At 61.4% G+C, this 25,280-nt stretch carries 24 protein-coding genes and 1 pseudogene; 13 read left to right on the plus strand and 12 right to left on the minus strand.

Features of this window, described 5'->3' with window-relative positions; translation table 11 throughout:
- Positions 1-80: 80 nt before the first annotated feature.
- Positions 81-2,531 (minus strand): penicillin acylase family protein, encoded by a 2,451-nt coding sequence (locus HU755_RS22550; protein ID WP_186636683.1) that lies wholly within the window; start codon positions 2,529-2,531, stop codon positions 81-83.
- Positions 2,532-2,730: 199 nt separating this feature from the next.
- Between HU755_RS22550 and HU755_RS22555 the strand changes: the two genes are divergently transcribed.
- The gene (locus tag HU755_RS22555) at positions 2,731-3,288 is read left to right on the plus strand and encodes a cysteine hydrolase family protein (RefSeq protein ID WP_186552426.1); all 558 of its coding nucleotides are present in this window, start codon (positions 2,731-2,733) and stop codon (positions 3,286-3,288) included.
- Between the two features lie 272 nt (positions 3,289-3,560).
- Here the strand turns inward: HU755_RS22555 and HU755_RS22560 are convergent, their stop codons facing one another.
- The 4 genes from HU755_RS22560 to HU755_RS22575 all read right to left on the minus strand — a co-directional run bounded on the left by HU755_RS22560 (position 3,561) and on the right by HU755_RS22575 (position 5,356).
- Positions 3,561-3,764 (minus strand): SEC-C metal-binding domain-containing protein, encoded by a 204-nt coding sequence (locus HU755_RS22560; protein ID WP_003198420.1) that lies wholly within the window; start codon positions 3,762-3,764, stop codon positions 3,561-3,563.
- On the minus strand, positions 3,761-4,255 hold the full coding sequence (locus HU755_RS22565; protein ID WP_186636684.1) for an LEA type 2 family protein: 495 nt from the start codon (positions 4,253-4,255) through the stop codon (positions 3,761-3,763). Before HU755_RS22565 ends, HU755_RS22560 begins: the two co-directional genes overlap by 4 nt.
- 122 nt (positions 4,256-4,377) lie before the next feature.
- Positions 4,378-4,854 (minus strand): YchJ family protein, encoded by a 477-nt coding sequence (locus HU755_RS22570; protein ID WP_186621168.1) that lies wholly within the window; start codon positions 4,852-4,854, stop codon positions 4,378-4,380.
- Positions 4,855-4,858: 4 nt separating this feature from the next.
- A complete protein-coding gene (locus HU755_RS22575) occupies positions 4,859-5,356 on the minus strand; it encodes a DUF6231 family protein (protein WP_186636685.1) in 498 nt (165 codons plus the stop codon).
- Between the two features lie 199 nt (positions 5,357-5,555).
- Here HU755_RS22575 and HU755_RS22580 point away from each other — a divergent pair, with 199 nt between their 5' ends.
- The 4 genes from HU755_RS22580 to HU755_RS22595 all read left to right on the plus strand — a co-directional run bounded on the left by HU755_RS22580 (position 5,556) and on the right by HU755_RS22595 (position 8,257).
- Complete coding sequence (locus tag HU755_RS22580) at positions 5,556-6,251, plus strand: OmpA family protein (protein ID WP_186552029.1); 696 nt, start codon at positions 5,556-5,558, stop codon at positions 6,249-6,251.
- Positions 6,252-6,341: 90 nt separating this feature from the next.
- A complete protein-coding gene (locus HU755_RS22585) occupies positions 6,342-7,064 on the plus strand; it encodes an OmpA family protein (protein WP_186621163.1) in 723 nt (240 codons plus the stop codon).
- 160 nt (positions 7,065-7,224) lie between these two features.
- On the plus strand, positions 7,225-7,506 hold the full coding sequence (locus tag HU755_RS22590; protein ID WP_186552027.1) for a DUF1145 domain-containing protein: 282 nt from the start codon (positions 7,225-7,227) through the stop codon (positions 7,504-7,506).
- Positions 7,499-8,257 (plus strand): collagen-like protein, encoded by a 759-nt coding sequence (locus tag HU755_RS22595; protein WP_186621161.1) that lies wholly within the window; start codon positions 7,499-7,501, stop codon positions 8,255-8,257. Before HU755_RS22590 ends, HU755_RS22595 begins: the two co-directional genes overlap by 8 nt.
- A gap of 200 nt (positions 8,258-8,457) precedes the next feature.
- On the opposite strand, the gene HU755_RS22600 is transcribed toward HU755_RS22595, so the two are convergent.
- Positions 8,458-8,922 carry a DUF2269 family protein gene (locus tag HU755_RS22600; protein ID WP_186552025.1) on the minus strand — a complete coding sequence of 155 codons (465 nt, stop codon included), beginning with the start codon at positions 8,920-8,922 and terminating at the stop codon, positions 8,458-8,460.
- Between the two features lie 99 nt (positions 8,923-9,021).
- On the opposite strand from HU755_RS22600, the gene dinG reads away from it, so the two are divergent.
- The 6 genes from dinG (at position 9,022) to HU755_RS22630 (ending at position 17,628) form a co-directional block, all read left to right on the plus strand.
- Positions 9,022-11,166 (plus strand): ATP-dependent DNA helicase DinG, encoded by a 2,145-nt coding sequence (gene dinG, locus HU755_RS22605; RefSeq protein WP_186552024.1) that lies wholly within the window; start codon positions 9,022-9,024, stop codon positions 11,164-11,166.
- Positions 11,167-11,261: 95 nt separating this feature from the next.
- Positions 11,262-13,730 carry a beta-galactosidase gene (locus tag HU755_RS22610; RefSeq protein ID WP_186636687.1) on the plus strand — a complete coding sequence of 823 codons (2,469 nt, stop codon included), beginning with the start codon at positions 11,262-11,264 and terminating at the stop codon, positions 13,728-13,730.
- Between the two features lie 218 nt (positions 13,731-13,948).
- On the plus strand, positions 13,949-15,094 hold the full coding sequence (locus tag HU755_RS22615; RefSeq protein WP_186636690.1) for a serine hydrolase: 1,146 nt from the start codon (positions 13,949-13,951) through the stop codon (positions 15,092-15,094).
- A gap of 113 nt (positions 15,095-15,207) precedes the next feature.
- Positions 15,208-16,311 carry an OmpA family protein gene (locus HU755_RS22620; protein ID WP_186636693.1) on the plus strand — a complete coding sequence of 368 codons (1,104 nt, stop codon included), beginning with the start codon at positions 15,208-15,210 and terminating at the stop codon, positions 16,309-16,311.
- Between the two features lie 24 nt (positions 16,312-16,335).
- Positions 16,336-16,983, plus strand: a complete 648-nt coding sequence (gene pdxH, locus HU755_RS22625) for a pyridoxamine 5'-phosphate oxidase (RefSeq protein WP_186636696.1) — start codon at positions 16,336-16,338, stop codon at positions 16,981-16,983.
- A 180-nt stretch (positions 16,984-17,163) separates the two neighbouring features.
- On the plus strand, positions 17,164-17,628 hold the full coding sequence (locus tag HU755_RS22630; RefSeq protein ID WP_007969461.1) for a glycine zipper 2TM domain-containing protein: 465 nt from the start codon (positions 17,164-17,166) through the stop codon (positions 17,626-17,628).
- An 82-nt stretch (positions 17,629-17,710) separates the two neighbouring features.
- On the opposite strand, the gene HU755_RS22635 is transcribed toward HU755_RS22630, so the two are convergent.
- The 3 genes and pseudogenes from HU755_RS22635 to nhaA form a co-directional block, all read right to left on the minus strand.
- On the minus strand, positions 17,711-17,941 hold the full coding sequence (locus HU755_RS22635; RefSeq protein ID WP_186636699.1) for a hypothetical protein: 231 nt from the start codon (positions 17,939-17,941) through the stop codon (positions 17,711-17,713).
- Positions 17,942-18,023: 82 nt separating this feature from the next.
- Positions 18,024-18,251, minus strand: a pseudogene (locus HU755_RS22640) (toxin); the annotation flags it as partial.
- A 234-nt stretch (positions 18,252-18,485) separates the two neighbouring features.
- A complete protein-coding gene (gene nhaA, locus HU755_RS22645) occupies positions 18,486-19,670 on the minus strand; it encodes a Na+/H+ antiporter NhaA (RefSeq protein ID WP_186636702.1) in 1,185 nt (394 codons plus the stop codon).
- A 250-nt stretch (positions 19,671-19,920) separates the two neighbouring features.
- Between nhaA and HU755_RS22650 the strand changes: the two genes are divergently transcribed.
- Positions 19,921-21,015 (plus strand): PLP-dependent cysteine synthase family protein, encoded by a 1,095-nt coding sequence (locus HU755_RS22650; RefSeq protein WP_186636705.1) that lies wholly within the window; start codon positions 19,921-19,923, stop codon positions 21,013-21,015.
- Between the two features lie 132 nt (positions 21,016-21,147).
- Here the strand turns inward: HU755_RS22650 and HU755_RS22655 are convergent, their stop codons facing one another.
- The 3 genes from HU755_RS22655 to HU755_RS22665 all read right to left on the minus strand — a co-directional run bounded on the left by HU755_RS22655 (position 21,148) and on the right by HU755_RS22665 (position 24,170).
- On the minus strand, positions 21,148-22,761 hold the full coding sequence (locus tag HU755_RS22655; RefSeq protein ID WP_186636709.1) for an NAD(P)/FAD-dependent oxidoreductase: 1,614 nt from the start codon (positions 22,759-22,761) through the stop codon (positions 21,148-21,150).
- A 96-nt stretch (positions 22,762-22,857) separates the two neighbouring features.
- Positions 22,858-23,511 carry a COG3650 family protein gene (locus HU755_RS22660; RefSeq protein ID WP_186636713.1) on the minus strand — a complete coding sequence of 218 codons (654 nt, stop codon included), beginning with the start codon at positions 23,509-23,511 and terminating at the stop codon, positions 22,858-22,860.
- A gap of 59 nt (positions 23,512-23,570) precedes the next feature.
- Positions 23,571-24,170 carry a short chain dehydrogenase gene (locus tag HU755_RS22665; RefSeq protein WP_186636725.1) on the minus strand — a complete coding sequence of 200 codons (600 nt, stop codon included), beginning with the start codon at positions 24,168-24,170 and terminating at the stop codon, positions 23,571-23,573.
- Positions 24,171-24,274: 104 nt separating this feature from the next.
- Between HU755_RS22665 and HU755_RS22670 the strand changes: the two genes are divergently transcribed.
- The gene (locus tag HU755_RS22670; RefSeq protein ID WP_186636727.1) at positions 24,275-25,189 is read left to right on the plus strand and encodes a LysR family transcriptional regulator; all 915 of its coding nucleotides are present in this window, start codon (positions 24,275-24,277) and stop codon (positions 25,187-25,189) included.
- Positions 25,190-25,280 lie beyond the last annotated feature (91 nt).

The following is a 25,280-nucleotide window of genomic DNA, read 5'->3' on the forward strand; positions in this document are numbered from 1 at the left end:
AAAGCGGTTTACCAGACACCTCAATTCTGACTGTGCCTCCGTCTTCGCGAGCAGGCTCGCTCCCACAGGGGGAACTGCATTTACTTGCCGGGGGTCAGCGTCAAGCGTGTCTTGCCATACACCCGATCAAAGTTCTGCGGCTGCATCGGCAGACCGATGTACTGCCCCTTCAGCCAGGCATCGATCCCGTTCAGATAATTCGGACTCAGCGGATTGCCCGATTGCCCCGTACCGTTCTGCGCCATCAGCGGTTCGCTCTGGCCGAAGTCGACGATAAAACGCATCGACGGCGCCCGCGTTGTGGCGAAATCCTGACCCCAGGCAAACGCCGAGGCGTTCAGCGTGGTGTGATCGCCACCCGCTGCCAGCGGCCCGCGCACAGTCTGGCCACTGCTGTTTTTCCAGGCGTAGCTGTGCAATTTGCCCCATTGCCAGGCGCGGTGATCGCCGCCCAATTGACTGTCACCTGCGGTGATCGCCGCCGCCAGGCTGCGGGCCAGAATCACGCTTTTGTCTTCCTTCTGCGGCGTGCGAACGTCGTCCCAGAACGGACTGTCCTCGCGGCCAAGCAGATGATCGGCCTGCGCCGCATAAGACAGATCGCCGCTGGCGATAAAGGCTTTCCACGCCGGGCTGGACTCAGGTCCCAGTTCGTCGAGGAAGATCTGCTTCATGCTTTCCTGCAGAAATAATTCATAAAGCGCCGCATCCGCCGAGGTCGGGCTGAGCTTGCCATCGAACGCCATCAAGCGGGTGAAGGCTTCGCGGGCCTTGCTGCGCTCGGCTTCCGGCAGGCTATCGATCGCCTGTTTCAGCGGCTGCTTCATGCCTGGAGCTTCGAAGACTTTTTTCAGCTTGGCGGCGAAAGTAGTGGTCTGGTCGTACTGCATCGCGATGACGCTGCGGCTGTCATGCTTGCCGCTGCCGGCCAGTTCGGCCAGGCGTTCGCCACGCTCCGGTGCCGCCCAGGATTTCGACAGCTGCATGCCGTAACCGTCCGGGATGACGCGCTGGTTGGCCGTGCCGAGCCAGCCTTGGGCCGGGTCCTGATCGTAGGGGTGCAGCATCGGGTCGGCGTAGCCGTCCCAATCGTAACGACCGTCCCAGCCCGGCGAGGGCAGCAGGCCTTCGCCTTCGCGGCGGTTGGGGAAACGTCCGGTGACTTGCCAGCCGATATTGCTCGCATCGGCGAACACCAGGTTCAGCGTGATGGCGCGGATCTCGCGGCTCGCGTCGGAAGCACGCTCGACGTTTTGCGCGCGTGTCAGGTCGAAGAACGCGTCGAGGGTTTTGTCATCGGTGAAACTCGGCATCTGCAGGGCCAGGCCGAAACCGCTGCCTTGCGCCGCTGCCTGCGCACTGTTGAGCAGCGCGCCATGGCGAGTTTCGTACACCGCTTCGCGAATCGGCCGCTGGCCTTTGACGAAATAGGTTTCGTTGCGCACGCCCAGCGGCTGCCATTTGCCGTTGACCTCGTAGGTCAGGCTGCTGCCCTGACGACGGATTTTTTCCAGAAACAGGTCCTGGTTATCACCGAGTACGCTGCTCATGCTCCAGGCGACTTTACCGTTGAAGCCGCCGAGGACCATCGGCAAACCGGCAATCGTCACGCCCGCCGCCTGATATTTCGGTGCGCGGATCTGCACGAAGCTCCACAGCGACGGCGCGGCCAGCGGCCCATGGGCGTCGCTGGCCAGCAGGCTCTTGCCGCTGCGGCTGCGTTGTGGGGCGATCGCCCAGTTGTTCGCAGTCGGCGTGCCGAGCAGGTTCAGCGCCGACAGTTGTTGGCTGGCGTTGCTCAGCTCGTTCAAGCCGGGGATTTGCCCGTTGAGCTTGACGCCTTGCAGTTTGTCGGCCTCGGCCAGTGGCAGATTTTCGTCCGGTGCGGACGGCGACAGCCAGGCGAGTTTGTCGCTGGTCACGGTTTGCGCCAGCACCAGCGAGGCAATTTCCTCCGGCAGGTTGGCCGACTGGCTGAAGTTCAGCAGGGCGAAAATCAGCGCCGAATCTTCCGGCTTCCAGTACTCCGGCTTGTAACCGCTGGCCGCGAGGTCGCCGGGCAACTTGTCGGCGTAGCGGAACAGGTAGGCATTGACGCCCCGCGCATAGACTTCGAAAAAGCGCTTGAGCCGTGGCGACGACGCCTTGTACAGCTCGCCGGCGCTTTTCTTCAGGTTGACGGCGCGCATGTAACGGTCGGCATCGAGCATCGAGGCGCCGGACATCTCCGCCAGTCGGCCCTGCGCCAACAGCCGCAGGGTGACCATCTGGTTGATGCGGTCGCTGGCGTGGACGTAGCCGAGACTGAACAGCGCGTCATGGAAACTGTTGCTTTCGATCAACGGCATGCCCATGGCATTGCGTCGCACCGACACGTTCTGCGCCAGACCCTTGAGCGGTTGCACGCCGGCGGTCGGTGGCAGGCTGTCCTGAGCGTTCCAGGTCTGGCACCCGGACAGGCCCAAAACACCGGCCACTGCTGCGGCAACGCCGAACCGGGGAAGAAAATGTGTAAGGGCTGGCGAGGCCATGGCGAAGCTCCTGCGGGGGTATAAGGCTGGGGGCGCAATAAAGCCGCTACGTTAGTGAGCGGGCGAGGGCTGCGCAAGCGGGGCGAGTGGTTATTTGTGCAGTTGTCGGCTGATCGGTCAGAGGCTTTGCAGTTGCCTGTGGGAAAGCTGAGATGTTGAACTACGGAAAACCCCAAGACCTTGCATGAGAAAAATCGCCATGGAACTGCAGGCAAGCGCCGCACTGATCATCATCGACCAGCAGAAGGGCATTCTGCATCCGCGCCTGGGCCGTCGGAATAACCCTCACGCTGAAGAAAACATGCTGGAACTGTTGGCGCTGTGGCGCCGGACAGGGCGACCAGTGATTCATGTGCAGCATTTATCGCGCTCGGCGGATTCAGTGTTTTGGCCAGAGCAGTCCGGGGTGGACTTTCAGCCGCGGTTTATGCCGCAGGACGGCGAATGGCTGATCCAGAAAGCCGTGCCAGATGCATTTTGTGCGACGCGTCTGGAAGGGCGGTTGCGCGAAGCGGGGATCGGGCAAGTGGTGATCGTCGGTGTGGCCACAAACAATTCGGTGGAATCGACGGCGCGTACCGCGGGCAATCTCGGGTTCGACGCGTGGGTGGCGGAGGATGCGTGTTTCACCTTCGACAAGGCCGATTATTTCGGCACACCGCGTACCGCTGAAGAGGTGCACGCAATGTCGCTGGGGAATCTGCATGGGGAGTATGCGACGGTGGTCGATTGTGCACGGATTCTGGCGGCGGGCTGAATGTTCTTGGTGAATGTGCCTGCCTCTTCGCGAGCAGGCTCGCTCCCACATCGGACCGCGTTTCGTCAGAAGGAACGCGGTCCCTGTAGGAGTGAGCCTGCTCGCGATAGCGTTTATACAGACGACATCAATTTTGAATGTGCCGGCCTCATCGCGAGCAGGCTCACTCCTACAGGGGATCGCATTTCAACTGAAGGAACGCGGTTGTCATGTGGGAGCGAGCCTGCTCGCGAAGGCGGCCTGTCAGGCGAAGAAGATCTTCGCCCAAGGCATCAAGCGCCGTGGCACTTCTTGAATTTCTTGCCGTTGCCGCACGGGCAAGGGTCGTTGCGGCCGACGTCTTTCAGGGCGTTGCGCACCGGTTCCTGGTGGGCATGGCCGCAGTTCGGGCCGTGCACATGGCCGTGGTCATGGTCGTGATGATGGTCATGATCGTGGTTGCAATCAGGGCCATGGACATGAGGTTGTTGAGTCATCGGTGTTGCTCCGGAATTAAATCGGCGGGGATTATCACGCCATTGCGCTCAAGGTGCACGTAGTGGGCGATGAATAAACCGGTTTCCATCTCCCCCTGCAATCGATAGGGAATTTGCTGATTGGGGTTTTTCAGCATTTTCACCACGTCTTTGACCTTCGGCCACAGGTTGGTGCGAATCGGCACCTTGAAATAGGCGCTGCGCTTCGGTCCGACGGTAAACCAGTGTTCATGCTCGCCCTCGGCCAACAGGATATCAGCCAGATGAATGCGGTATTCCAGCCCGCGCACGGTCAGGTCGCTGTCGTTGGGGTTATCGAGGCGAAAGTGCAGGATGAATTTCTGCTCGAGCAGCTTGGCGCGCACCACTTCGACGTTCACCAGATGCACGGCGGGCTCGACGCTGTCATCACTGGACCACGAGGCACAGCCGCCGAGGTTGAGGATCAGCATGAGGAACAAAAGATGGAATGTGCGTCGACGACCAAGCATGGTTGTACTCCCTTTGTTGCCAGTCTAGACGCTAAAAGATCGCAGCCTTCGGCAGCTCCTACAGAGGGAACGCAAATGCTGTGTAGGAGCTGCCGCAGGCTGCGATCTTTTGATCTTGTCCTTTAAACGCCGAAGTAACCTGCGCAGCACTTCTTGAACTTTTGTCCGCTGCCGCAAAGGCAACTGTCATTGCGCCCCAACTTCACCGGCACTGTCGGGTCGATGAAATACCAGCGCCCGGCGTTCTGCACGAACGAAGAACGCTCGCGATGACTGTGCTCGCCCTGGCTGTCGTGCCAGCGCGCGGTGAAGGTGACAAAGGCGTGTTCCGGCTGGCCGCCGAAGACCTCCGAACCTTCCACCTCAAGGCCCAGCCAGGTACTTTGCGCGCTCCAGTCGCTGATCGACTGCTTGTTCAAACCGGCCTGTTGGGCGGGCAGGGTGGTCGCCACCAGATAATCGATCAGCCCCAGCACATAAGCGCTGTAGCGCGAACGCATCAAGGCTTCGGCGCAAGGCGCCGGATGGCCTTCGTGATAGTGGCCGCAGCAGGCCTCCAGCAGATTGCCGCTGCCGCACGGGCAAATGGCTGTACTCATTGCATTACCACCAGTATTTCCCGAAGTTTTCCGGATTGGCCCAGAACCGCGAGTTGAGCCAGTCGGGGACTTGTTTGTAGTCAAGCAGATCGTAGGTGAACAGGGTCAGCATCTGGTCGTCGCGTTGAAAGCGCTCGCTCGCTTGCAGCGCCAGCGAATAGAAGTCGGTCTCCTGCCAGCCACTGGCCGCCAGGTCAGCCAGCACGGCGATGCGGCTGGCGTTGAGATTACGAATACCGCCCAACAGATTCAGGCCGTCGCGCTTGGGTAAATGTTCCAGGCAATCGACCACCAGTGCGAGGTCGAAGCGCTGCGCCGCCAGTTCGGTGGGCAACGCACCGGGCGTGGCGTGGGCAACCACGCTGTTTGGGTGCGCGTCCTTGAACGCGCTCAGGGCCGGGAATTCACTGGCGCCGATCAATAACAGTCGAGCCGGGGCGTAGCGGTCCAGCAAAGCGGCCAACGCCTGTTGCGGCGTGCGTGAAGAAATGGCGACGTTCATCGAAGCTCCTCAGTCAGACCGCCAAGACTAGCCTGCCAGACTGCGCCGGCAAAGCGTCCGCTAGCGTGGTTTTTCATTAAAAGAGGCAAACGCCTGTGAACACGGTCGCAAACAGCGCTGGCCTATTGCTGGCGGAGATTAAAACTCCGGTCTTTACTCCCTGAATCGGTTTTAAGCCGATCCCTCAGGAGAAAACTAGATGAGCATAGTTCGGACAGCATTACCCTTGGTTCTGCTAACCAGTGTGTTGACTGGTTGCGCAGGTTTGCAGAAAACCGACTGGCCGACCTGTGCGGCGGTCGGCGGTGTGGTCGGTGCCGGTCTCGGCGCGACGGAAAGTGCGGCGTGGGCCGGCTACGGTGCGTTGCTGGTCGGCGGTACGGCAGCGGCCTATTGCTGGGTGCATGGCGATGGCGACGAAGACGGCGATGGTGTGCCGGACAGTCGCGACAAGTGCCCGGGCACGCCTAAGGGTGTGCAGGTCGATGCCGACGGCTGCCCACCGCCGACGCCTGCGCCAGTGGTTGAAGAAGCGGTAGTGGTCAAGGAAGAGACGATTGTCATCCGTGATGTGCACTTCCAGTTCGACAAAGCCACCCTGACCGGTCCCGACAAGCAAGTGCTCGACAAGGTCGCCACGCGCCTGAAGCAGGAATCTTCCACTGCGCAATTGACCGTGACCGGTCATACCGACAGCGTGGGCAGCGATGCCTACAACCAGAAACTGTCGGATCGTCGCGCGCATTCGGTGGTGGAATACCTGATCCAGCAAGGTGTGCCGCGTGCCAGCTTCGTTTCGGTGTCGGGCCTGGGTGAAAGCCAGCCGGTGGCGGATAACAAGTCTGCCGACGGCCGCGCACAGAACCGTCGTACCGAAATCAAAATCGTCCGTTGAAACCTCTCGCGTCCGCGGCTTGTGCAGTCGCGGATGCGGGTCTTTACTCCTGTGTAACCGGTATGGGCCGGTGACACAGGAGCTTTCACCATGACTGTTTTCGCAAGGTCCGTCTTGCCGGTGCTGCTGCTTGGCAGCTTGCTTACCGGTTGCGCCACGCACAGCGATGGCACTGCACCCCTCAATCAACGTACATGGCCGATCTGCAGTCTGTTGGGCGGACTGGTCGGCGGCGGGCTTGGCGCTATCGAAAGTGCGGGCTGGGCCGGCGGCGGCGCAGCGCTGGGCATCGTCACCGGCGGATTGATCTGTTACGCCCAGGATGGCGATGAAGACAGCGACGGCGTGTTCGATCGCCGCGACCGTTGCCCGGATACGCCGGAAAATACCGAAGTCGATCACCGCGGTTGCCCGTTGCCGCAATATCCGGTCGCTGAGAAACCGGCCGAGCCAGCACCGCAAAGTGAAGTGATCACTTTGAGCGATGCGGGCAACGTTCTGTTCGATTTCGACAAGTCTGACCTGACGCCAGCGGCGAAAGCGCAGCTCGACACCCTGATGGACAAGCTGCGCAATGCCGATGTGGTCAGCATCAAAGTGATTGGCCATACCGACAGCAAAGGTTCGGATGCCTACAACCAGGCGTTGTCGGAGCGTCGCGCGAGCAGCGTGGCGGCTTATCTGCTCAGTCAGGGCCTGGCGCCGGACAAACTGACCAGCGAAGGTCGCGGTGAAAGCGAACCGGTGGCCGATAACGCGTCTGACGAAGGACGCGCGCAAAATCGCCGCGTGGAACTCCATATCAATCGTTAGGACGGGTCTGTAGTCCGCAGGCTAGAGCTGCCGGGGAGATATCGTCGACCCGGCAGCCGTTTGGCCGGCATTTGCAGATTTTTCGTTTTCCCCTCTGGCTTATCCCCCGCAGAAGCCGTTACTGTGCGCGCAAAGAATAATTCGCAACACGGGGGCGCGTATGAAACTGTTTTGGGGGCTGGGCCGTTTACTGACCCTGCTGTTCTGCGGCGTGGTGCTGGTCAATCAACTGGTGCCGTTTGTCCATCCGCTGCACCTGCTGGTCAATCTGGCCGGTGGTCTGTTGTTGCTGATCCATGTGCTCGAAGTGCTGCTGTGCAATCGCAGCCTCAAGGGCCGCCCCCATCCCTGGCGCGACCGTGGCCGCATCCTGCTGTTCGGCGTTTTCCATTTGCAAACCCTCCCGGCCCCGGCCGCTCCGCAGGCTTCTTCCCATGCGTAAACTCTGCTTGCTCGCTGCATTCATCAGCCCCCTGGCCTGTGCTCAGGTCGTCAGCGTTGAAACCAATTCCTTGATGCGCCTGCCCAACACGGCCAGCACCTTGCAGTTGGAGAAGCTGGAGGTCGCCGATTACGGCACTCTGCTGATCCCCTCGAACGTGACGGAACTGAACGTCGATGAACTGCGTCTGGGCCATGAGGCGCGTATCGCCATTGTTCCGGCTGAACAGGCGCTGGAGGTGAGAGTCAAGCGTGCCGAATTGAGCGATGGCAGCCAGATCACCGCCCGAGGGGCACCGGGCACCTATGAAAAAGCCGCGCGTGCCGGACGCAACCTGAATTTGCAATTCAAGGCGCTGAACGCGCCGTTGCTGTCGATCGACGCGCGGGGCGGCACCGGTGCGCCGGGTTTCGTCGGGCTTGACGGTGGCAACGGCGAAGATCCGGGCTGCACGTATGGTTCGGCCGGTCACGGTGCCGATGGCGGTGACGGCAGCGACGGGCAACCGGGCGCTCCGGGCGCACTGGTACGCCTTGAAATACCTCGCGATTTTCCGGCGGATCTGATCAAGGTCAATGTCGCCGGCGGTGCCGGTGGCCCCGCGGGTGTGGGCGGCAAGGCTGGCAAGGGTGGCAAGTCCAAGGGCTGCCTGGTGTACCGCGCCGATGGCGGCAAGAACGGCAAGGCGGGGGCGGACGGCCAGCCCGGGCCGGTGGGCGCGGCGGGTTCTGTTAGCGTGCAACGCCTCTAAAACTGCGACCCGCTCTCTGAACAGTAAAATGCTCTGGTGAGTGGAGATCTTTGGTGAGTGAAATTCTGTGGCGAGGGGATTTATCCCCGCTGGGCTGCGCAGCAGTCCCGCTTTTAAATTGAAGAGCGGGGCCGCTACGCAGCCCAGCGGGGATGAATCCCCTCGCCACAACTGTGTTCACAGCAGAGCAAGAGTGCGGTTCAGAACATGGGCCGAGCCGCAGCCACTGCCACCAGCACCAACCCGACAAGCAAATTAAGCCCCACCACCCGCCGTATCCGACCCAGCACTGCCGCGCCCGCCGGCCAGTCCTTCGCGTCCACCGCTTTGCGCAGTTCCGGCAACATCAGCCCCTGAATGCGGATAAACAGCGCGGTCATCACCACATACAAGCCGATCATCACTTGCACGTACTTCGGTGCGGTTTCGAACCCGACCTGCTGCAGATGCAGCATGCCCACGCCACTGATCGGAAGCAGAATCACCGCGACCCAGACCCAGCGGAAAAAACCTTGAAACACTTCCACCCACAAGGTCAGGCGAGCGGGGCCGTCGAGGGCCTTCACAGCCGCAGGGCGCAAGACCATCCAGGCGAAAAACATGCCGCCGACCCAGACCAGCGCGGCGAGGACATGCAGGGGATAAACGAGGCTAAAAGGTGTCATTGGGTTACTCCGTTCTGCGCAGGATCGATTCGCGGGGTATGATAGCCGCCGAACCAAACTACTGAAAATTTATCCAGCGTTTTTAGCGCCCGACACTCAATGATCAGCACTGAACTCAAAACCACGATCCAGGGCGCCTATTCGCGTTTTCTAGAGGCCAAGAGCCTCAAACCGCGTTACGGCCAGCGCCTGATGATCGCCGAGATCGCCAAAGTCCTCGGGGATATCGACACCGACGACGAAGGCCGGCGCAGTGGCGACCCGGCGATAGTCGCGGTGGAGGCCGGCACCGGTACCGGCAAGACTGTCGCCTACAGCCTGGCGGCGATCCCCACGGCGAAGCTGGCGGGCAAGCGTCTGGTGATTGCCACCGCGACCGTGGCCCTGCAAGAACAGATCGTCTACAAGGATTTGCCCGACCTGATGCGCAACAGCGGGCTGAATTTCAGCTTTGCCCTGGCCAAGGGGCGTGGCCGCTACATGTGCCTGTCCAAACTCGACATGCTGCTGCAGGAAGGCCACGCGCAGACGGCCACCGCGCAGCTGTTCGAAGAAGAAGGCTTCAAGATCGAGGTGGATGAAGCCAGTCAGAAGCTGTTCACCAGCATGATCGAGAAACTCGCCGGCAATAAGTGGGACGGTGACCGCGACAGTTGGCCGAACGCGCTGGAGGACGCCGATTGGGCGCGCCTGACCACCGATCACAGCCAGTGCACCAACCGCCATTGCCCGAACTTCGGCCAGTGCGCCTTCTACAAGGCCCGCGAAGGCATGGGCAAGGTTGACGTGATCGTGACTAACCACGACATGGTCCTCGCTGACCTGGCCTTGGGCGGCGGTGCGGTGCTGCCGGACCCGCGCGACACCATCTACGTGTTCGACGAAGGTCACCATCTGCCGGACAAGGCCATCGGCCATTTCGCCCATTACACGCGCCTGCGTTCCACCGCCGACTGGCTGGAAACCACCGCCAAGAACCTCACCAAACTGCTGGCCCAGCATCCGTTGCCCGGCGATCTCGGCAAGTTGATCGAGCAGGTGCCGGAGCTGGCGCGAGAGATCAAGACCCAGCAGCAGTTCATGTTCAGCGCCTGCGAGCAGATCGCCGATTTCAAGCCCGGTGAAGACGTCGAGGGGCGCGAGCGCCCGCGCCATCGCTTCGTGGGTGGGGTGATTCCCGAACATATGCGCGAGATGGGCATCGAGCTGAAAAAAGGCTATTCGCGCCTCAACGATCTGTTCACGCGTCTGACCGACCTGCTCAAGGAAGGCATGGACGGCGAGGTCAACATCGGCATCGCCAGCAATCAGGCCGAAGAATGGTATCCACTGTTCGGCAGCCTGTTGTCGCGTGCCTCCGGCAACTGGGAACTGTGGACCGCATTTACCGCCGAAGACCCGGAAGACAGCCCGCCGATGGCGCGTTGGCTGACCCTGGCGGAAAGCGGTTCGCTGTTCGACATCGAAGTCAATGCCAGTCCGATTCTGGCGGCGGAAACCTTGCGCCGCAGCTTGTGGAACGTCGCTTACGGTTGTCTGGTGACTTCGGCGACGCTGACGGCGCTAGGCACGTTCGACCGTTTCCGCATGCGCGCCGGCCTGCCGAAAAAAGCCGTCACGGCGGTGGTGCCCAGCCCGTTCCATCACGCCGATGCCGGTGTGTTGCGCGTGCCGGATCTGAAGGCCGACCCGCGCGATGCGGCCGCCCACACGGCGGCGATTATCCGGGAGCTGCCCGATCTGGTCGAAGGTTCGCGCGGCACGCTGGTGCTGTTCTCCTCGCGCAAGCAAATGCAGGACGTGTTCGACGGCCTCGACCGTGACTGGCGCAAGCAAGTGTTCATTCAAGGCAACCTGTCGAAACAGGAAACCCTGAACAAGCACAAGGCGCGGGTCGATGGCGGTGATTCCAGCGTGCTGTTCGGCCTGGCCAGTTTCGCCGAAGGCGTCGACTTGCCGGGGGCTTACTGCGAACACGTGGTCATCGCCAAGATCCCGTTCTCGGTGCCGGACGATCCGGTCGAAGCTGCGTTGTCGGAGTGGATCGAAGCCCGTGGCGGCAATCCGTTCATGGAAATCTCCGTGCCCGATGCCTCGCTGAAACTGGTCCAGGCCTGCGGCCGTCTGCTGCGTACCGAAGAAGACCGCGGCACCATCACCTTGCTCGATCGACGTCTGGTCACCCAGCGCTACGGCAAGGCGATCCTCAACGCATTGCCGCCTTTCCGTCGTGAAATATCCTGAGGCACCGGTGGGCCGTTTGGCCCGCCGCGCTGTCTATCTCTCTACCATCGCTTTTCCATTGGCCTTTGTTGGTCGTCAGGGAGAACTCCGTTCTTATGATCCGCCGTTCGTTGCCTGCCGTATTTGCCCTGATCTTTGCTGCGCCGTTGCTCGCGGCGCCTGCCGGCCAGCAGACGCTGTTCAATTTTGTCCGTCCTGCCGATGTGGTCAAAGTCGCGACTGAAAACGCCGATCTGCCGCAAGCCAATGCCGAACAGACCCCCGAAGGCGAAGTGCTGCGCCGCGTGATCTTCAATCCGGCCGCCCGCCCGGCCTTGCGTCTGACGCCGCAGACCGGCGCGTGGGACTGGTCGCAGTCCGGCATGATGACCCTGCGTTTGCAGAGTGCAATGAACTGGGCGGTGACGGTCTATGTGCAGATCCAGAGCAACGATGGCCGCACCTTGGTCAGCCGCGTCGATCTGCCGGCCGGCCCCGCGCAAACCTTGCTGGTGCCACTGGTGGCCTCGACGCCGCTGAGTCAGGGCATGAAGGCCGGCCCGCCAATGCCGATGACCGTCGATGGCCAGCGGATCCTGCTGGCCAGCAGCACGGGCGAAATCGACCGCAGCCAGGTGGTCTCGGTCAGCCTGTCGATGGATCAGCCGAAGGTCGCGCAAAGCCTGCTGCTTGAGCGTTTCGGCGTGCAGGACGGCGGATCGGTCACGCAGGCGGTGTACGGCAATCTGGTCGACGCTTACGGGCAATCGACCCGTGGCCAATGGCCGGAAAAGATCAGCAATGACGAACAGCTGAAATCCGCCGCCAGCAAAGAACAGCGACAACTGAACACTTGGCTGGCCGAGCGCGACAAGTCATCGCTGGACACGTTCGGTGGCTGGAGCAAAGGCCCGGCGTTCAAGGCCAGCGGGTTCTTCCGCACGGAAAAGCGCGATGGCCGTTGGTATCTGGTGACCCCTGAAGGCCACCCGTTTTACTCGCTGGGCGTCAACACCGTCAGCCCGCAGGTCAACCAGACCTACGTGGCCGGGCGCGAATACATGTTCGAGTCCCTGCCCAGGCAAGGCGAGCCGCTGGCCGTGCAGTTTGGCGAAGGTGACAACCGTGGCGGCAACGGTGCCGATCAGGGCCGTGGCTACGGCAGCGGTCGCTGGTATGACTTCTATGGCGCCAACCTGCAACGCCTGTACGGCGAACCGTGCAAACCTGACAGCGACCACAAGGCCGGTATTGCCGAAGCGGCGAAGGCGGGCGCGTCTGAAACCGGTTTGGATCAGGCGGCTGAATCGGTAGCGGTGCCTGCCGAGCCGAAGCCGGGTATTGCCGAAGCAGCGCAGGCAGACGCGGTGCAAGCGTCCGCCGAGAATGCCGTTGCGTGCAAGGCCACGTTTGATGAAACGCGGTGGACTACCCACACCCTCGATCGCCTGCAGGCCTGGGGTTTCAATACTGTCGGCAACTGGAGCGCGCCGTCGCTGGCTGACGCCGAACGCGTGCCGTACACCATGCCGCTGTCGATTGTCGGCGACTACACCAGCATCAGCACCGGCAACGATTGGTGGGGCGCCATGCCTGATCCGTTCGATCCGCGTTTTGCCATGGCCACCGAACGCGCCGTGGCGATTGCGGCACGCGATCACCGCGATGATCCGTGGCTGATCGGCTACTACGCCGACAACGAACTGGCCTGGGCCGGCCCCGGCGACGACGCGAAGTCGCGCTACGCACTGGCCTACGGCACGCTGAAAATGACCACCGATGTGCCGGCCAAGCGCGCGTTTCTCAAGCAGTTGCGGGACAAGTACCGCAATCAGGCCGGGTTGTCGAAGGCGTGGGGGGTAGACGTACCGGCATGGGAACTCATGGAAGACCCGGGCTTCGAGCCACCGCTGCCGAACCCGGAGCACCCGGAAATCGAGGCTGACTTCAAATACTTCCAAAAGGTTTTCGCCGACACCTATTTCAAAACGATTTCCGACGCGCTGAAATGGCACGCACCGAACCAGTTGCTGCTCGGTGGCCGCTTTGCCGTCAGCACCCCGGAAGCGGTGGCCTCCTGCGCACAGTATTGCGATGTGCTGAGCTTCAATATGTACACGCTGAAACCCCAGGACGGTTATGACTTCGCAGCGCTGAAGGCCCTGAATAAACCGGTGCTGATCAGCGAGTTCAACTTTGGCTCGACCGATCGCGGCCCGTTCTGGGGCGGTCCTACGCAACTTTCCAGGGAAGAGGATCGTGGCCCGGCCTATGCCAATTTCCTCAAACAGGCCTTGAGTGAACCGTCGATAGTCGGCGTGCACTGGTTCCAGTATCTCGACCAACCGGTGACCGGGCGTTTGCTCGATGGCGAGAACGGCCATTTTGGACTGGTCGGCGTGACGGACCTGCCGTATCAGGGTTTTGTCGAGACGGTGCGCAAAAGCAATCTGCAAGCGCTTGAGCAACTGGGCAAGGAGGCGCAGAAAGCGACGGTGCATGAGGCTGAAGGCGGACGAAAAGGCGAGGCAGGTAAAAACGCCTGCGCAGGCCATGCCGGTGGGCATTCGGGAAATGGCCACTAGGCTTTGAACCGCATTATCGTTCTTCGCGAGCAAGCCCGCTCCCACACGGGTCTCGGTAGCATTAGAGATCCCCTGTGGGAGCGAGCCTGCTCGCGAAGACTTCAGCCGCCTCACCGAAATATCTGAAATAACCGTCTGGCCCGCGCCTGTTCCCAAATCCCTCAAGGGCTGGAACAATGCGGGCCACTTTGTAGAGCGTTTGCGCGGGGGAGTTGCGGGTGCAGATTCAGGGTCATTACGAGCTTCAATTCGAAGCGGTGCGCGAAGCTTTCGCGGCACTGTTCGACGATCCCCAGGAACGCGGCGCAGCCTTGTGCATAAAGGTCGGCGGAGAAACCGTCCTTGACCTCTGGTCCGGTACCGCCGACAAGGACGGCACCGAGGCCTGGCACAGCGACACCATCGCCAACCTGTTCTCGTGCACCAAGACCTTTACCGCCGTTACCGCGCTGCAACTGGTGGCTGAAGGCAAGTTGCAACTCGACGCCCCGGTTGCCCGCTACTGGCCGGAATTCGCCGCCGCCGGCAAAGAATCTGTCACCCTGCGCCAATTACTTTGCCATCAGGCCGGCCTGCCGGCCCTGCGCGAACTGCTCGCCCCTGAAGCCCTTTACGACTGGCAAACCATGGTCGACGCCCTCGCGGCCGAAGCACCGTGGTGGACGCCGGGCACCGGTCACGGTTATGCCGCGATCACTTACGGCTGGTTGGTCGGCGAATTGCTGCGCCGCGCTGACGGTCGTGGGCCGGGCGAATCGATTGTCGCTCGGGTGGCCAAACCGTTGGGCCTGGATTTCCATGTGGGCCTGGCCGACGCAGAATTTCATCGCGTCGCGCACATCGCCCGTGGCAAGGGCAACGCCGGCGACGCCGCGGCTCAGCGCCTGCTGCAAGTGACCATGCGCGAACCGACTGCCATGACCACCCGTGCCTTCACCAATCCGCCGTCAGTGCTGACCAGCACCAACAAGCCGGAATGGCGACGCATGCAGCAACCGGCGGCCAACGGCCACGGTAACGCGCGCAGCCTCGCCGGGTTCTACGCGGGCCTGCTCGACGGCAGCCTGCTCGAAAGCGAGATGCTCGAAGAGCTGACCCGCGAGCACAGCCTCGGCGACGACAAGACTTTGCTGACCCGCACCCGTTTCGGCCTCGGTTGCATGCTCGACCAACCGGACGTGGCCAACGCTACCTACGGCCTCGGTCCGCGTGCGTTCGGCCATCCGGGCGCGGGCGGCTCCATTGGTTTTGCTGATCCTGAGCATGATGTCGCGTTCGGTTTCGTGACAAATACCTTGGGGCCATACGTTTTGATGGATCCGCGTGCGCAAAAGCTGGCGCGGGTGCTTGCCGCTTGTCTGTAAAGCTTCAACAGAGGTTCCAGGGTCGGAACCTCGAAGGGATTTTCGATTCAAAACGGCTGTTTATCCGGGCGAAAGTGCTCTGGTTTTTCATTACTTCATTTTGTGGATTTTCAATGTCAGCTAAAAAGACCCTCGCCCTGGCCCTGTGTGTAGCGATCACCGGTTGCGCACAGACCCCGAAAAACGATGCGGACGGCGGCAGTTGGTGGCCGTTCGGTTCTACCGACAAAGTCGCCGCCAAGGAGCCTGCACCGGCCCCGGCCCCATTGAAACCTGCAGCGACCGCGCCCGTCGCCAAGGCCGAGAGCAGCAACCCGTGGTACTGGCCGTTCGGTTCCAGCGATGAAGCGGTCAAGGCTGATTTGAAAGCCGAGGTCAAACCTGAAGCCAAGCCGGTCGAGGTGGCCAAAGCCGAAGCCGAGTCCAATGGCAAATGGTGGTGGCCGTTCGGCGGCAAGGATCAGCCAACCGCCAAAGCCGTGCCGATGCCGGATCCGAAAGTCACGCAGGCCTGGCTCGACGATTACGAGCCGCGTCTGCGTGCGGCGGTGAAGGACAGCAACCTGCAACTCGAACGTCGCGACAACGTACTGGTGGTGACGGCGCCGGTCGAAGGCTCGTTCAACCCGGACCGTCCGGCCATGCTGTTGCCGGTCACCCTCGGCCCGTTCACCCGCGTCGCGAAAATCCTCGAAGCTGACCCGAAGACCGCCGTGCTGGTGCTCGGTCACAGCGACACCAGCGGTGCCGCGCCGGCCAACATCAAACTCAGTCAGGAACGTGCGCAATCGGTGGCGGCGATCTTCCGCCTCAGCGGCTTGCAGCGTGATCGCCTGATGCTGCGTGGCATGGGTTCCGAAGCGCCGCGCGCGGCTAACGACAGCGTGGAAGGGCGTGCGCTGAACCGCCGTGTCGAATTGCTGGTGACCCCGCAAAACACCATGGTTGCGCTGCTGAGCAAATACAACATGCCAGCACCGAAGCCAGTGACCCTGGTGGCTGCGCAAGACGTCAAGCCAGCGGCGAAACCGGCCACTCCAGCGCCTGCAACGAAGAAAGCCGCTGTCCCTGCGACCAAGAAGGCCCCAGCCAAGAAAGCCGCCGCCAAGGCTCCAGCGAAAAAGGCCCCGGCCAAGACTCCGGCGAAGAAGACAGCACCAGCCAAAGCCGCGACGACCGACAAGAAAGTCGCCGCGACCGACGCCGCCAAGAAGTAATCCGCTAACGAAAAGGAATGCGCCATGACCCAGTCTCTGGCCGATATGCGTCGTGATTACACCCGGGATGGCTTGACCGAGGCGCAAGCACCGGTCGAGCCGTTTGCGCTGTTCCACCAGTGGTTTGCCGACGCGGTGAAAACCGAGCAGGCGCCGGTGGAAGCCAACGCCATGACCCTGGCCACGGTCGATGCGGCTGGACGTCCGCATTGCCGCATTCTGCTGCTCAAGGGCCTGGACGCGCAGGGCTTCACCTTTTTCACCAACTACGACAGCGCCAAGGGCCAGCACCTGGCGGCCAACCCGTTCGCCGCCATGACGTTCTTCTGGCCAACCCTGGAACGTCAGGTGCGCATCGAAGGTCGCGTGGTGAAAGTTACGCCACAAGAGTCCGATGCGTATTATCAGGTGCGTCCGCTGGGCAGCCGTCTCGGTGCCTGGGCATCGCCGCAGAGCCGGGTCATCAACGGCCGTGGCGAGCTGGAAGACTTGCTCAAGGCCACCGAGCAACGCTTCAGCGACACCCAGCCGCACTGCCCGGAACATTGGGGCGGTTACCGCTTGCTCCCCGAGCGCATCGAGTTCTGGCAGGGCCGTCCCAGCCGCCTGCACGATCGCCTCAACTACCGCGTCCAGGGCGCCGACTGGATTCTTGAACGCCTGGCACCTTGAGCAGTCTACCGAGCGGGATAAAGAGTGGCGGCGCAGGATCGGTGATTTAGCGCTACTTTAAGTGGACGCTCGCAGGCATCTGTACCCAGCCTGAATGGAAGCCAATTTATCCGGATGGTGTCGTGACAGGCGCCGAGCCACGGAGTTTAATGAACACAATGTTCTTTTGGAGTTGATGCTATGCGTAAGTCTGTTCTGCTGGTTGCTTCCTTTTCCACGATGGCGATGTTGCTGACCGGCTGCCAATCGAGCCTGACCGGTGACTCCTACTCCCGTGACGAAGCGCGTCGCGTGCAGACGATTCGCATGGGCACCATCGAATCCCTGCGACCGGTGAAAATCGAAGGCACCAAAACCCCGATCGGTGGCGCAGCAGGCGCGGTGGTCGGCGGCGTGGGCGGCAGCGCCATCGGCGGCGGCAAGGGCAGCATCGTCGCTGCAGTCATCGGCGCCGTGGCTGGCGGCCTCATCGGTTCCGCCACCGAAGAAGGCCTGACCCGCACCCAGGGCGTGGAAATTACCGTCCGCGAAGACGACGGCAGCATGCGCGCCTACGTGCAGCAGGTTCAGGAAAATGAAGTGTTCCGCGTTGGTGAGCGGGTGCGTATTTCGACCGTTGGCGGGACCAGCCGCGTTTCGCACTAAGCGCGAGGCAGGTCAAAGAAAACCCCGATCAGGTGACTGGTCGGGGTTTTTTTGGGGTGATTCGGTAGGCAGTAGCCATAAATCATTCGACGCAAACCAGTTGAACGATGTGATTCACGTCCAGCAGTTTTTGTCCCGTCCATTTCTCCAATGTTTTGATTTGTTCTTCAGTCAGATCATCGCCATCAAATTCATCTTCAGGCTTATGCCAGTTCATCAACTCCTTCAATGCTTCCTTATGGCATGCCTCGATTTCGACCGTTCTGAGTAAATTCTCAGTCTTTCGATCAAAGACCTCTACTACGTGTTTCATTTTTCAACCCTCCTGGTTGAATCGGCTGGTTTCGTTTGTTCCCCTGTTTGCGGGTAGTTGCCCGACCAAGGACACAACCACACTTGCAGGACTTGGCAAACACGCATCCGGCACGCACGGCTTCAGGTTTTTTCGCAGCCACTTCACGGCTACGCTCGAAAGCCTCCTGCCGCGCCAACATCGCGTCGTAAGCGTTTTGCCCGGCTTCGCGCTCGGCCAGTTCGGCGGCCGTCATATAACGCCAGGTAACGTGATGCCCGTCGCCCGCCGGTGGGTTCTGCACCCGGGGGATGTCCTTGTTCCGCGCCACTGATCGTCCCTTCGTTCATCATCGACAGCCCTTGGAAAGGGGCTGCATGACGTTATCGAAACGGGGAAATTGTGGCTGTAGGACGCGTCGCTAAAGACGTGGGGATTGTTCGCCGTGTAACTGAGAGCGGGGAATCTGTGGCGAGCGAGCTTGCTCCCGCTGGGGTGCGAAGCGCCCCCAATAAATGGGCCTGCTACGCAGTCCAGCGGGAGCAAGCTCCCTCGCCACAAGGGGTCATTTCAGTTGAGAGTTCCTGCGACTCGCCACCGCCGTCACCGCATACCCAATCACCGCCGCGAGAATCGAGCCGGTAAGAATGCCCATTCGGTCCATGCCGGCGTAATCACTCACGCCCGGTTCGAAGGCCAGCGAACCGACGAACAGGCTCATGGTGAAGCCGATGCCGCAGAGGATTGCCACGCCGAGGATCTGGCCCCAGTTAGCGCCTTGGGGCAGGGCGGCGATGCCGATCTTGACCGCCAGCCAGGTCAGGCCGAAGACGCCGATGGTTTTGCCCAGCAGCAGGCCAATGGCGATGCCCATCGGTACGTCGTGGGTGAAGCTCTCGACGGTGACGCCGCTCAGCGACAGGCCGGCGTTGGCGAAGGCGAACAGCGGCAGAATGCCGTAGGCGACCCATGGATGCAGCGCGTGTTCGAGGGTCAGCAGTGGCGACGGTTCGGCGTTTTTCGTGCGCAGCGGAATGCAGAAGGCCAGGGTCACGCCGGCCAGCGTGGCATGGACGCCGCTCTTGAGTACACAGACCCAGAGGATCAGGCCGATGATCATGTACGGCCCGAGCTTGACCACGCCGAGCCGGTTCATCGCCACCAGTGCGGCAATGCAGGCCGCTGCCAGGCCCAGGGACAGGGTCGACAATTCGCCGGAGTAGAAAATCGCGATGATCACGATGGCACCGAGGTCATCGATGATCGCCAGCGTCATCAGGAACAGCTTCAGCGATACCGGCACGCGCTTGCCGAGCAGGGCCAGCACGCCGAGGGCGAAGGCGATGTCGGTGGCGGTCGGGATCGCCCAGCCGCTCAGGGCGGCGGGGTTGTCGCGGTTGAGGAACCAGTAGATCAGCGCCGGCACCAGCATGCCGCCGATGGCCGCTGCACCAGGGAGGACAATCTGCGAAGGCTTGGACAGCTGGCCGTCGAGCACCTCGCGTTTGACCTCCAGACCGATGAGCAGGAAGAACATCGCCATCAGGCCATCGTTGATCCACAGCAGCAGGGGCTTGGCGATTTTCAACGCACCGATCTGCGCCACCACCGGGGTGTCGAGCAGGCCGGTGTACAGCCACGACAGTGGTGAGTTGTTGATAATCAGCGCGAGGATGGCTGCAGCGATCAATAACAGACCGCTGGCAGCTTCCAACTGAAAGAAACGCGTGAAAGTGCTACGCAGAGGCAAGGTCGCTCTCCATCGAATAGTCAAAAGGTGCAACACCCTAACCCGTACCGTTAGTTGTTAAAACAAAAGTTATATTCTTTTTTGTTATATAGCGTTACAAGCCGTCTAGCCCCGGCCACGCTGAGCCTAGCAGTTGCCTGACATATTGAGACTCAGCTGTATCTTTGCGAGCTATAGGTTTTTTCCTAAGCTGACGGACAAGCCTTTCGAGGAGTTCAACCTCCTGCCTGATCCAACGAGAACCCAGACCATGAGCGACAACCGACAGTGGGCCCGCGAAGCCATCCGCATCATCGAAGCGGACTTCCAGCGCAGCGCCGACACCCACCTGATTCCCTTGCCGCTGCCGGGTTTTGCGGGCATCGAACTGTATTTCAAGGACGAGTCCAGCCATCCGACCGGAAGCCTCAAGCATCGCCTGGCGCGTTCGCTGTTCCTCTATGCGCTGTGTAACGGCTGGCTGAAGCCCGGCGCACCGGTGATCGAGGCATCCAGCGGCTCGACGGCGATTTCCGAGGCGTACTTCGCCCGCATGCTTGGTCTGCCGTTCATTGCGGTGATGCCGGCGACCACATCGAAAGAGAAGATAGCCCAGATCGCCTTTTACGGCGGCCAAAGCCATCTGGTGAACGATCCGACGCAGATCTACGCCGAGTCCGAGCGTCTGGCACGCGAGCACGGCGGGCATTTCATCGACCAGTTCACCTACGCCGAGCGCGCCACCGACTGGCGAGCGAACAACAACATTGCCGAGTCCATCTTTCAGCAGATGCGCTATGAAAAACACCCGGAACCGAGCTGGCTGATTTCCAGCCCGGGCACCGGCGGCACCACCGCGACCCTCGGTCGTTACGTGCGCTATCGCCAGCACTGCACCCGCGTGCTGTGCGCCGACGCCGAGCGTTCGGTGTTCTTCGACTTTTATCAGACAGGCGACGCCAGCCTGCGACTCGACTGCGGCTCACGCATTGAAGGCATCGGCCGGCCACGGGTGGAGGCGTCGTTCTTGCCCAAGGTGATCGACGCGATGGTCAAGGTGCCGGATGCCTTGTCCCTGGCCGCCATGCACTATCTGGCGCAGCGCCTCGGGCGGCATGTCGGTGGATCGAGCGGGACCAATCTGATCGGCGCGCTGATGGCGGCGCAGCAGATGAAAGCGGCGGGGGAGTCGGGGTCGATCGTGGCGATTCTGTGCGATGGCGGCGAACGGTATGCCGATACGTATTACGACCAGGAGTGGTTGAAGGCGCAGGGGTATGAGTTGGACGGATTGATCGAAGCAGTGACGGCGAGTGCCGAGCGCGGGGAGGCGCTGCCGACCTCAGTGCTACGGGCGAATATCTAAAGCCAAACGCTGCAACCACTGTGGGAGCGAGCCTGCTCGCGAAGGCATTTTTTCATTCAACATCATCGTCGATTGAAATGCAGCTTTCGCGAGCAGGCTCGCTCCCACAGGGTTTTGCGTTGTGTCAGATGATTAGTCAGTGAGACCAAGGATATCCCGCGCCACAGCCTCGGCAATCCGAATCCCGTCAACACCCGCCGAGAGAATCCCGCCGGCATAGCCCGCGCCTTCACCGGCCGGGAACAGGCCCTTGACGTTCATGCTCTGCAGCGACTCGTTACGCGTGATGCGCAGCGGCGAGGAGGTGCGTGTCTCGATCCCGGTCAGTACCGCATCGTGCAGCGAGTAGCCGCGAATCTGCTTTTCGAACGCCGGCAACGCTTCACGAATCGCTTCGATCGCGAAGTCCGGCAGCGCCAACGCCAGGTCGCCCAGGGCGACGCCCGGTTTGTACGACGGCTCGACTTCACCCAGTTCGGTCGAAGGAATATCGTTGATGAAATCGCCGACCAGTTGTGCCGGGGCTTTGTAGTCGCTGCCGCCAAGGATGAAGGCGTGGGACTCCAGGCGTTCTTGCAACTCGATCCCGGCGAGCGGGCCGCCCGGATAATCGACTTCCGGGGTGATGCCAACGACGATGCCGGAGTTGGCATTGCGCTCGTTACGCGAGTACTGGCTCATGCCGTTGGTGACCACGCGGTTCGGCTCGGACGTCGCTGCCACCACAGTGCCGCCCGGGCACATGCAGAAGCTGTAGACCGAGCGGCCGTTTTTGGCGTGGTGTACCAGTTTGTAGTCGGCAGCGCCCAGTTTCGGGTGGCCGGCGTATTTACCCAGACGCGCACGGTCGATCAGCGATTGCGGGTGTTCGATACGGAAACCCACCGAAAACGGCTTGGCTTCCATGAACACGCCACGGCTGTGGAGCATGCGGAAGGTGTCGCGGGCGCTGTGGCCGAGGGCCAGGACCACGTGTTTCGAATGCAGGGTTTCGCCGCTGGCCAGTTGCACGCCGACCAGTTGGCCGTCTTCGATCAACACGTCGGTGACACGCTCCTGAAAACGGACTTCACCGCCCATCTCACGGATCTGCTCGCGCATGTTTTCGACCATGCCGGTCAGGCGGAACGTACCGATGTGCGGCTTGCTGACGTAGAGGATTTCTTCCGGCGCGCCGGCCTTGACGAATTCGTGCAGGACTTTGCGACCGAGAAACTTCGGGTCCTTGATCTGGCTGTACAGCTTGCCGTCGGAAAACGTCCCCGCGCCGCCTTCGCCGAATTGCACATTGGACTCGGGGTTGAGCACGCTTTTGCGCCACAGGCCCCAGGTGTCCTTGGTGCGCTGGCGCACTTCGGTGCCGCGTTCGAGGATGATCGGCTTGAAGCCCATTTGCGCCAGCAGCAACCCGGCGAAGATCCCGCACGGGCCGAAACCGACGACAATCGGCCGCTGGCCCGGATCGCTCGGTGCCTGACCGACGAATTTGTAGCTGACATCCGGCGCCACATTGACGTTACGGTCGTCGGCGAACTTGCCCAACACCTTGGCCTCGTCGCGTACGTTGAGGTCGATGGTGTAGATGAAGCACAGTTCGGAGGACTTTTTGCGCGCGTCATAGCTGCGCTTGAACAAGGTGAAATCGAGCAAGTCATCGCTGGCGATGCCCAGGCGTTGCACGATGGCGGCGCGCAGGTCTTCTTCGGGATGGTCGATTGGCAGCTTGAGTTCAGTGATTCGTAACATGGCGGGGATCCGGATTCGCGGGGCGCACAACTGCGCCAGGGCGTTTGAAGGCGGCGATTATAAGCCGCCGCGACCGGATCCGTGGGGGAAAAACGATCAGTCGTTACGCGCGCCGCCGAAATAGCCGCAACCGCGCTGCACCTGACCGTCGATACGCAGTTCTGCGCTCATGTGCTGCACGCTGCCGGTGCTGCTGTCGACGCAACGCTGCGGCGCTACCCATAATTCGATGCGCTGGTTGTTGGCTTCGCTGCTCAGATTGAAGCGGCCGTCGCCCAGTTGTTCTTCCACATACGGCACGGCGAGCGGCGGCTGGCCCTCGCGGTCGATCACCATGCCTTTGCCGCTGACCTTCACATTCCACTGCGGGCCATCGCCTGCGGCACGCAGGATCAGCAGTTTGAAATTGGGGTCATCGCACGCCGTGCCCGAGCGTTCGACGCGATACAACTGGCTCAGGTCGAGGCGATCACCAGACACCTTGCCGCGCACATCGGCAAACAGTTTGCCCTGCTCGTCGGCGAGGGTCGCAGCCTCTTGCAGGATACTGGTGCCGCCGCTGTCATTGACCACCAGTTGGCGCTGATCCTGACATGGCTGGAACAGCAGTTTGCCGTCAGCGGCGGTCAACTGCCCCTGCATCCGCGTCTGCCCGGCATGTGAAACGCTTTCGCGCTGGCCGTCGAACAATTGGCAGGCGGCAAACATCGGCAGCAGGGCAACGAGGACTAACGAACGGGCGACACGCATCTTTGGTTCTCCAGACAAGTGTCGCCACGTTACGCAGCCTGACCGTTCATCACAAGGGCTTAGCCCACGTGAAACGTCTGACCTGTCTGCAGGCCTTCGACACTCTTGGCGTAGGCCAACGCGACTTCCGCCGCAGGAACCGGTTTGAAGCCGCGGAAATAGGGCGCGTATTTGCCCAGGGCTTCGGTTAGAACCGTCGGGCTGACCGAGTTCACCCGCAGGCCGCGTGGCAGTTCAATGGCGGCGGCGCGCACGAAGCTGTCGAGGGCGCCATTGACCAAGGCTGCCGATGCACCGCTGCGAATCGGATCATGGCTGAGTACGCCGGTGGTGACGGTGAACGAGGCGCCGTCGTTGGCAAATTCGCGGCCAATCAGCAGCAGGTTGACCTGACCCATCAGCTTGTCTTTCAGGCCGAGGGCGAAGCTGTCTTCAGTCATCTCGTCCAGTGCTGCGAAGGTGACGTTGCCCGCCGCGCAGACCAGCGCATCGAATTTGCCGGTCTGTTCGAACAGCTTGCGGATTGATGCGCTGTCGCTGATATCCACCCGCAAGTCGCCGCTGTTGCGGCCGATACGAATGACTTCGTGACGTTGCGACAATTCTTTGTCCACCGCCGAACCGATGGTGCCATTGGCGCCTATCAACAGAATCTTCATCGAGCTGTACCCCAAGTGATTGAACGAGGCCTCAGTCTAGAGTGGTTTTTCCTGCGGATAAGCGCACTAATAGGCAACCTTTGGTTTTCAAATGGAAACAATCGATGAGCGAAATGGATGATCTCGCCGCGTTCGCCGTGCTGATCGAGGCCGGCAGTTTTACCTTGGCCGCGCAGCAGTTGGGTTGCAGCAAGGGCCAGTTGTCCAAGCGCATCAGTCAGCTCGAAGCGCAGTTCAGCGTGGTTTTGCTGCAACGCACGACCCGGCGTTTGAGTCTCACGGCAGCGGGCGCGGCGTTGTTACCGCAGGCTCAGGCGCTGGTGGTCCAGGTCGAACGCGCCCGACAAGCCTTGGCGCGCTTGAAGGATGACATGGCCGGTCCGGTGCGCATGACCGTTCCGGTGTCGCTGGGTGAAACCTTCTTCGATGGCTTGTTGCTCGAGTTTTCGCAGCAATATCCCGAGGTGCAAATCGAACTGGAGTTGAACAACAGTTACCGCGATCTGTCCCGCGACGGTTTTGATCTGGCGATCCGCGCCGAGGTGGCCAATGATGATCGGCTGGTGGCCAAACCCCTGCTGGCCTGGCATGAAATGACCTGCGCCAGCCCGGCCTATCTCGAACGTTTCGGCGAACCGGCGACACCGCAGGCACTGGCCGAACATCGCTGCTTGCTCAATAGCCACTACAGTGGGCGAGAGGAGTGGCTGTATCACCAACAGCACGAATTGCTGCGGGTGCGGGTGTCGGGCCCTTTCGCCAGCAACCATTACAACTTGCTGAAAAAAGCCGCGTTGTCCGGCGCAGGCATTGCGCGATTGCCTTCCTACCTTCTGCAAACGGAACTGGCTGACGGCCGCTTGCGCTGGTTGCTGCGCGATTATCAGACGCGGCGCATGCCGATGTATCTGGTGCATCCGTATCAGGGCGGCTTGCCGAAACGCACGCAGGTGCTGGCGGATTATTTGATGGGATGGTTCAAGCGCAGTGGCGAGGCGCTGGATCGACTCCAGCGCTGAAAGCAATCTTTTTGTAGGAGTGAGCCTGCTCGCGATAGCGGTGGATCAGTAAAAAATTGATCGACTGACACACCGCTATCGCGAGCAGGCT

The organism is Pseudomonas sp. SWRI111, from assembly GCF_014268555.1.
Taxonomy (GTDB): domain Bacteria; phylum Pseudomonadota; class Gammaproteobacteria; order Pseudomonadales; family Pseudomonadaceae; genus Aquipseudomonas; species Aquipseudomonas hamedanensis.

Coding starts and splice junctions, on each gene's coding strand:
- HU755_RS22550 (WP_186636683.1), bottom strand. CDS start 2,531: ATGGCCTCGCCAGCCCTTACACATTTTCTTCCCCGGTTCGGCGTTGCC.
- HU755_RS22555 (WP_186552426.1), top strand. CDS start 2,731: ATGGAACTGCAGGCAAGCGCCGCACTGATCATCATCGACCAGCAGAAG.
- HU755_RS22560 (WP_003198420.1), bottom strand. CDS start 3,764: ATGACTCAACAACCTCATGTCCATGGCCCTGATTGCAACCACGATCAT.
- HU755_RS22565 (WP_186636684.1), bottom strand. CDS start 4,255: ATGCTTGGTCGTCGACGCACATTCCATCTTTTGTTCCTCATGCTGATC.
- HU755_RS22570 (WP_186621168.1), bottom strand. CDS start 4,854: ATGAGTACAGCCATTTGCCCGTGCGGCAGCGGCAATCTGCTGGAGGCC.
- HU755_RS22575 (WP_186636685.1), bottom strand. CDS start 5,356: ATGAACGTCGCCATTTCTTCACGCACGCCGCAACAGGCGTTGGCCGCT.
- HU755_RS22580 (WP_186552029.1), top strand. CDS start 5,556: ATGAGCATAGTTCGGACAGCATTACCCTTGGTTCTGCTAACCAGTGTG.
- HU755_RS22585 (WP_186621163.1), top strand. CDS start 6,342: ATGACTGTTTTCGCAAGGTCCGTCTTGCCGGTGCTGCTGCTTGGCAGC.
- HU755_RS22590 (WP_186552027.1), top strand. CDS start 7,225: ATGAAACTGTTTTGGGGGCTGGGCCGTTTACTGACCCTGCTGTTCTGC.
- HU755_RS22595 (WP_186621161.1), top strand. CDS start 7,499: ATGCGTAAACTCTGCTTGCTCGCTGCATTCATCAGCCCCCTGGCCTGT.
- HU755_RS22600 (WP_186552025.1), bottom strand. CDS start 8,922: ATGACACCTTTTAGCCTCGTTTATCCCCTGCATGTCCTCGCCGCGCTG.
- dinG (WP_186552024.1), top strand. CDS start 9,022: ATGATCAGCACTGAACTCAAAACCACGATCCAGGGCGCCTATTCGCGT.
- HU755_RS22610 (WP_186636687.1), top strand. CDS start 11,262: ATGATCCGCCGTTCGTTGCCTGCCGTATTTGCCCTGATCTTTGCTGCG.
- HU755_RS22620 (WP_186636693.1), top strand. CDS start 15,208: ATGTCAGCTAAAAAGACCCTCGCCCTGGCCCTGTGTGTAGCGATCACC.
- pdxH (WP_186636696.1), top strand. CDS start 16,336: ATGACCCAGTCTCTGGCCGATATGCGTCGTGATTACACCCGGGATGGC.
- HU755_RS22630 (WP_007969461.1), top strand. CDS start 17,164: ATGCGTAAGTCTGTTCTGCTGGTTGCTTCCTTTTCCACGATGGCGATG.
- HU755_RS22635 (WP_186636699.1), bottom strand. CDS start 17,941: ATGAAACACGTAGTAGAGGTCTTTGATCGAAAGACTGAGAATTTACTC.
- HU755_RS22650 (WP_186636705.1), top strand. CDS start 19,921: ATGAGCGACAACCGACAGTGGGCCCGCGAAGCCATCCGCATCATCGAA.
- HU755_RS22655 (WP_186636709.1), bottom strand. CDS start 22,761: ATGTTACGAATCACTGAACTCAAGCTGCCAATCGACCATCCCGAAGAA.
- HU755_RS22660 (WP_186636713.1), bottom strand. CDS start 23,511: ATGCGTGTCGCCCGTTCGTTAGTCCTCGTTGCCCTGCTGCCGATGTTT.
- HU755_RS22665 (WP_186636725.1), bottom strand. CDS start 24,170: ATGAAGATTCTGTTGATAGGCGCCAATGGCACCATCGGTTCGGCGGTG.
- HU755_RS22670 (WP_186636727.1), top strand. CDS start 24,275: ATGAGCGAAATGGATGATCTCGCCGCGTTCGCCGTGCTGATCGAGGCC.